2 protein-coding genes and 1 pseudogene are annotated in these 2,116 nt (G+C 39.5%); all 3 read right to left on the bottom strand.

The window, feature by feature from the left end; all coding sequences use genetic code 11:
• Positions 1–39: 39 nt before the first annotated feature.
• Complete coding sequence (locus STRDD11_RS11775) at positions 40–387, bottom strand: DUF3592 domain-containing protein (protein WP_128837448.1); 348 nt, start codon at positions 385–387, stop codon at positions 40–42.
• Positions 388–840: 453 nt separating this feature from the next.
• Positions 841–1,455, bottom strand: a complete 615-nt coding sequence (locus tag STRDD11_RS11780; RefSeq protein WP_128837449.1) for a hypothetical protein — start codon at positions 1,453–1,455, stop codon at positions 841–843.
• 149 nt (positions 1,456–1,604) lie between these two features.
• Positions 1,605–2,116 (bottom strand): annotated as a pseudogene (locus STRDD11_RS11785) (hypothetical protein); the annotation flags it as partial.

Here is a 2,116-nt window from a genome sequence, read left to right on the forward strand (position 1 = left end):
ATTTATCTTCACTCTTTATTCAATCATTTCTATCATTTTTTAAATTAAATAGAAAAGGGTAGCTATCACAATCAACAATATATAGACCAGAGCATAAATAACCATTTGTATTCTTAAAATTCTGTCATGTCCAGGATATCTTTCAACGAATCCTTGTTTAGGGTTTTCAGGATTATACCACACTGACATTTTAGACCCAACCGGAAATATTTTTTCCAAATTCAATACATGATATGGACTTCTGATATATTTTGTATCTAATACTTCAGCCTTGGCTTTTTTTGAAGTTGTCGTTTCAAAAGTTGAATAAGATAGACGTTTTTTATATATTTTTCCGTCTACTACATATTCAACAACCGGTAAAGCAGCTAAGTTTGAATTATTCAATAGCTATGTCTTATTACTCTGCCAACCACTTGTGCAGTTGCATGCTTCTGTATATTTTTCTCTCGTTTATAAAAACAAAAAATATATCAAAAAAAGCAGAGCAAAAAAAGCAGTGAAAACTAGAATTATTTGAATATAAAGATTAATTGTCATAATTTCCAAAAATCATATTTCTAGACTAGGGTGAATAGTCTCTTCAAAACTAACCGAGTTTGAAGCAATGCAAGCTAACTCACCCCTCTCGCCTTCTTCTTTCTAAACTCAGACCCAGCGCCTGCAACGCTTTAGTTTCAATCACTTTTCTTAGCAGCAGAAAGCTACGGTTAAGGCTCGCTTGGTTTGTAAAACAAAATAAATTCTTTGATTTCCCGGCTGGATTTCACAGAGTGCTTAAGATTGACTTGTAGTTTGCCAACTTTCTGAGCATAGCTTCAACTCAGTTTTTTACTTCCCTTATCGTCGAGCTGTCCAACTTTCTTCCACCATGGGAAGAAGGATTTTCAATGTATCAGCTTCTCCTTCAAGGGCAACATAGCGAAATTTCCCATCGTCTGATTTAAAAATCCAGGTCACTAAGTATTTACCGGATTTTGAAACGGCATTAACCACATAGGCTTCATAACCTCCAATAGTGGATTTGGAGCCCCAAACCTTGCTGAGTTCCGGACTCTGTTCCCGTGATACTAAAATACTATTAGAAACTTGAACTGTATCCAAAGAAGAATACTCTTCTTCCGTCACCCCAAGGTTTTCCGGTTTAAAGAGGTTAAGGGTTACGATGTTTATATCTGTACCATCACTGTACTGGACATCATTCCCTCCTTCTATTTCATGAAAAGGAACCCATGATTTAGGAACTTTCACATAGCCATATTCGTCCGAACCTACTAGCTGAGTTTCTTCAGATTTACTATCGGATGCGGAAGATTCTTGCTTAGCTGATGTTTGTAAAACAGAAGAACTAGCAGAGCTTTGATTCGATGCATTCTTTTTATTAGAAACTGAAGAACACGATACCAGTGCAGGCACACTCAGTAAAAGAATTGATAAAACTGCAGTTTTTTTCATAAGTATCCTCTCAAATATACAAATTTTTGTTCCCAGGGTCAGGATAAAAACGTTCCCCGACTTCATCGTTTCTTTATTCCAAGCTCAAAAACAAGGAGCCCTATCGCAGCTAGCTACCCTTACGGCTAGAAAGCGGGGTAACCCGCTTTCTACTCCTCATCCATACTCAGGACACTGAGGAAGGCTTCTTGTGGGACTTCGACAGAGCCGATCGCTTTCATGCGTTTTTTACCGGCTTTTTGTTTTTCCAGAAGTTTGCGCTTGCGGGAAACGTCTCCGCCATAACACTTGGCCAAAACATTCTTGCGCAGGGCCTTGATGTCGGTCCGGGCCACGATTTTCTGGCCGATTGCGGCCTGAATGGGTACTTCAAACTGCTGACGGGGAATGATTTTCTTGAGCTTGTCTACAATCAGCTTACCACGCTCATAGGCAAACTCCTTGTGGACGATAAAGCTGAGGGCATCGACCTTGTCACCGTTGAGCAGGATATCCATCTTGACCAGCTTGGAAGACCGGTACTCAGAGATTTCATAGTCAAAACTGGCGTAGCCTCGGGTAGAGGACTTGAGCTTATCAAAAAAGTCAAAGACAATCTCGGCCAGCGGGATTTGATAGATGACATTGACACGGTTTTCATCAATATAATCCATGGTCACAA

The organism is Streptococcus sp. DD11, from assembly GCF_001578865.1.
In the GTDB taxonomy this organism is placed as follows: domain Bacteria; phylum Bacillota; class Bacilli; order Lactobacillales; family Streptococcaceae; genus Streptococcus; species Streptococcus panodentis.

Coding starts and splice junctions, on each gene's coding strand:
- STRDD11_RS11780 (WP_128837449.1), bottom strand. CDS start 1,455: ATGAAAAAAACTGCAGTTTTATCAATTCTTTTACTGAGTGTGCCTGCA.